Genomic DNA, 4,883 nt, shown 5'->3' on the forward strand with positions numbered 1-4,883 from the left:
AAATTATCTGTTTCTGAAGTTTTGAAATGGCAGGATTATTTTACCTGGGAACAATTTGTTGCCTCAACAGAAAATTATTCTCAGCAATGTTTTTTACCTCTGAATTTTGAATTTATTGAACTTAACAATATTTTCGGCAATACTAATTTTTCTCTAGACAGAATTTACACTTGTATTGATAAATATCAAGTCAAACTAGTTGTTACTGAAAGTGACAAATTAACCGCTGAATTTCACTACGATGCTAATGCTTATAAAATTGAGGATGTCCAAAGATTAGGAGAACAGTTTCAAACATTATTAACTGGTGCGGTTGAAAATCCAGCAGCAGAAATTAGTCAGTTAAAAATTAACAATAATCATCACTTACAACAACTGCTGGTTGAATTTAACAATACTCAAAAAACTTACCCAGTCAATCAATGTATTCACAATATATTTGAAGAGCAAGCAAAACTAAATCCAGATAATATTGCCGTTGTCTTTGAAGAGCAACAAATATCCTACTCCCAACTCAATGCTAAAAGTAATCAACTCGCCCATTATTTACAACGACAAGGAATCAAACCAGAAGTAGTAGTCGGTATTTATAGCGATCGCTCCCTAGAAATAATTATTGCCATCTTAGCAATACTCAAAGCAGGAGGCGCATACCTACCCCTAGATTCAAAGCTACCCCTAGAAAATCTGAGTTTCAGACTACAAGATGCCAACATACCAATAGTTCTAACCAAACAAAACTTAGTCAAAAATTTAGCCAACAATGAAATAGAAAAAATCTGTCTCGACAGCGACTGGGATAAAATTTCCCAAGAAAGCACCGAAAACCCCACCAGCGAAGTTACCCCAGAAAACCTCATCTATTTAATATACACTTCCGGTTCCACTGGAAAACCAAAAGGAGTCGCAGTCGAACATCAACAACTTTCAAATTATATCTACAGCATTCAAGACATACTACAATGTACTATTGCTACATACGCAATAGTCTCTACATTTGCTGCGGATCTCGGAAACACCGTTGTTTTTCCTGCCTTATGTTCTGGAGGAACCCTACATATAATCTCAGAAGAACGTGTTTTTGATGCGGAAGCTCTCACAGACTATTTCAGCACCCACCCCATCGACTGCCTGAAAATAGTACCTTCCCATTTGGGAGCGCTCTTATCTTCATCCCACCCAGAAAAAATCCTGCCTCGTCAACGACTGATATTGGGAGGAGAAGCACTCTCATGGCAATTATTAGAACGCATCCAAAAATTAGCACCTGATTGTCAAATTTTCAATCATTACGGCCCCAGTGAAACCACAGTCGGCGTAACTACCTTTAAATTAGACAATAAGGAACTCCCTTCCGCTGCGGAAACAGAATATAGTAGTTATGCCAAAACAGTACCTTTGGGTTCTCCCATTGCCAATACCCACATCTATATATTAGATAAACATCAGCAACCCGTACCCATCGGAGTAGCTGGCGAACTGCATATTGGTGGGGCAGGATTAAGTCGTGGTTATCTCAACCGCCCAGAATTAACAGCAGAAAAATTTATTACAATCCCCCTTCCGTCCCCCTTAGAAAGGGAGAGACTGGAGAATATTTCCCCCTTTCAAATAGAGAAACTCGATAATGTTCCCCCCTTACAAACAGGGAAGCTCGATAATGTTCCCCCCTTACAAAGGGGGGTTAGGGGGGATTCTTCTTCCCTTTACAAAACAGGAGACTTAGCTCGTTATTTGCCAGACGGCAACATTGAATTTCTCGGACGTATTGACAACCAGATTAAAATCCACGGTTTCCGCGTAGAATTGGGAGAAATAGAAACCGCAATTAACCAACATCCAGCAGTAGCAGAAACTGTAGTTATACTCCGAAAAGACGAACCAGAACGCCAACGCTTAGTAGCTTATGTTGTCTTAAACCAAGAATTAGAATCTCTGAGCGCACAACTCCGAAACTTTCTCACAGAAAAACTACCAGAACCGACAATACCCTCAGCATTTGTACCACTCAAATCATTACCTCTGACAGCTAACGGCAAAATAGATCGCAAAGCACTTCCTACTCCCGAAACAATTCTCAGTCAAAATACTTTTGTTGCTCCTACTACTACAGTAGAAAAACAACTGGCAGAAATTTGGGCAGAGGTACTCAGAATAGAAAAAGTCAGCATCAACGACAACTTTTTTGGATTAGGAGGTGATTCAATTCTAGGTATTCAGGTAATTGCCAAAGCTAACCAAGTTGGTTTGAATATTACTCCAAAACAATTATTTGCACATCAAACGATCGCTAAATTAGCCACTGTTGTTGATGCACTGCCAGCTTTTATTGCAGAACAAGGAATTGTCACAGGTGAAGTTCCCCTTACTCCTATCCAACATTGGTTTTTTCAGCAAAATTTACCAGAAGCACATCATTGGAATCAATCAGTGTTGTTGGAAGTCTCCCCAGAAATTAATCTCACATTATTAGAAGAAACTTTATCCCATCTCCTACAACATCACGATGGTTTGCGGTTGCGGTTTGTGGAGAATGAAGGAAAGTGGCAACAATTTTTAGAGGAACCCAAAGAGCAAATACCTTTTGTCCGAATAGCTGTTGCTGATGATTCAGAATTTGAAGATTTAGCAACTCAAATACAAGCAAGTCTTAATCTCTCCCAAGAATTGATCAAAGTAGCTTTGTTTGAATTTTCGGGGAATCAGCCAAACCGTCTGTTGATAGCAATTCATCATTTAGTTGTGGATGGTATTTCTTGGCGCGTCTTACTCGCAGACTTTCAAACTGTTTACCAACAACTTAGTCAAGGCAGTGAAATTAAATTACCTGCAAAAACGACTTCATTCAAACAGTGGTCTGAAAAATTGGGTGATTATGCTAAGTCAGAGGAGCTGAAATCAGAACTAAACTATTGGATCAAAGAGCTTAGTCAACCTGTCGCTCATCTGCAAAAAGATTATCCAGAGGGCGATAATACTGTCGCACTATCTAAAACAGTATCGGTGACACTAACTCAAGAAGAAACTCAAGCTTTACTCCAGGAAGTGCCAGCAGCTTATCAAACTCAAATTAATGATGTGCTGCTAACAGCTTTAGTACTCGCTTGGCAACAACAAACAGGAAATTCTTCCTTAATGGTAGATTTAGAGAGTCATGGACGGGAGGATATTTTCTCCGATGTGAACCTTTCACGCACAACTGGTTGGTTTACTTCTATATTTCCAGTTGGATTAAATTTACAGGCAGATGTAGAAGTAGGGAATGCTTTGAAAATAGTGAAAGAGAAATTACGGGCAATTCCCAATGGTGGAATTGGATATGGTTTATTGCGCTATCTTGGAGATGAGGAAACTGTTAGTCAACTACAGGAATTGCCAAAAAGCGATATCAGATTTAATTATTTAGGTCAATTTGATGGAAATTTACAGCCATCTTCTTTATTTAAACCTGCTTCCGAGTCTCGTGGAATTGGTCGTAGTTTAAAGGGAACTCGCTTTTATCCTCTAGATATAGGAGGCTCTGTTTCTGGGGGTAAATTGCAACTTAATTGGACTTATAGTTCTGCCATTCACCATCAAAATACCATTGCAAATTTAGCTGAATGTTATGTTGAAAAATTACGAAAAATCATACAACATTGTCAGTCTATAGAAACAACTGATTATACTCCCTCCGATGTTAGTAATGCTATATCCGATTATGAAGAAATCAATTTCAATGCAGAAGCAATTTTAGACCCTACTATTGTTCCTACGACTATAGTTGGTAAAAATATTATCAATCCCAATAATATTTTATTGACAGGAGCCACTGGTTTTATAGGGACATATTTACTTAATGAATTACTACAAAAAACTTCGGCAAATATCTATTGCTTAATCCGTGCCACCGATACTGATTCAGCTAAACAAAAACTGCAAAGTAAACTAGAATCCTATTTCCTTTGGGATGAATCATTTAACTCCAGAATTATCCCTATTGTGGGAGATTTGTCTGCCAAATATTTAGGACTATCAATAGAGCAATTTAACCATCTAGCTAATCAGATTGATGTCATTTATCATAATGGAGCTTGGGTTAATCATATTTACCCCTATACTGTACTCAAAGCAGCTAATGTTTTGGGCACTCAAGAAATTTTAAGATTAGCTAGTAAAATTCATCTTAAACCAGTGCATTTTATGTCTACTCTTTCAGTTTTATCATTACCTAATAATTCTCAAAGTACAATTCTTTTTGAATCCGATCCTCTCACTGAATTTCCCTGGAATGAAAAAGGCTATACACACAGTAAATGGGTAGCAGAAAAATTGATAATGGCAGCACAAGATAGAGGTATTCCTACCTGTATCTATCGACTGGGAATGATAACAGGAGATTCTCAAACTGGTGTCAGTAATATTAATGATAGAATTTGCCGTATGATTCAAGGTTGTATTCAGTTAGGAATGGTACCAACTCTAGAAGACGAAAAAATGGGTTGGGTTCCTGTTAACGAAGTTGCTCAAGCAATTTTTCATCTTTCTCAAAAAGAGGAATCTTTAGGTAAAGCTTTTCATTTAATTCACCCTGAACCTACATCTTATAATAATCTATTTGATTGTATTTGCTCATTAGATTCTTCGGTGAAAAAAGTTTCATTAAACGATTGGATCAAGAATTTATCAACTTCTCCAGAAAATTCATATTATGCTTTTTACCTTTTAAATTTGGAGTTGAATAATCAAAAATCCCCAGAAGAAAAATCAAATAAAAAATCTATAACTATTGATAATAGTAATGCTAAAAATGGATTATCTGGCAGTAACATCATGTTTACTCCTACAAACAATAAATATGTTCAAACTATGCTTCAATACTTACAGCAGTTTTGGAGTTAATG

The 4,883-nt window shown here is 37.2% G+C and carries 1 protein-coding gene; it reads left to right on the forward strand.

Features of this window, described 5'->3' with window-relative positions:
• The first annotated feature begins 21 nt into the window (after positions 1-21).
• Positions 22-4,881: an SDR family oxidoreductase gene (locus AC3DU7_RS20410; RefSeq protein WP_488041138.1), complete on the forward strand. Its 4,860-nt coding sequence runs from the start codon at positions 22-24 to the stop codon at positions 4,879-4,881.
• Positions 4,882-4,883: the final 2 nt, after the last annotated feature.

The sequence above is a fragment of the Okeania sp. genome, assembly GCF_983059655.1.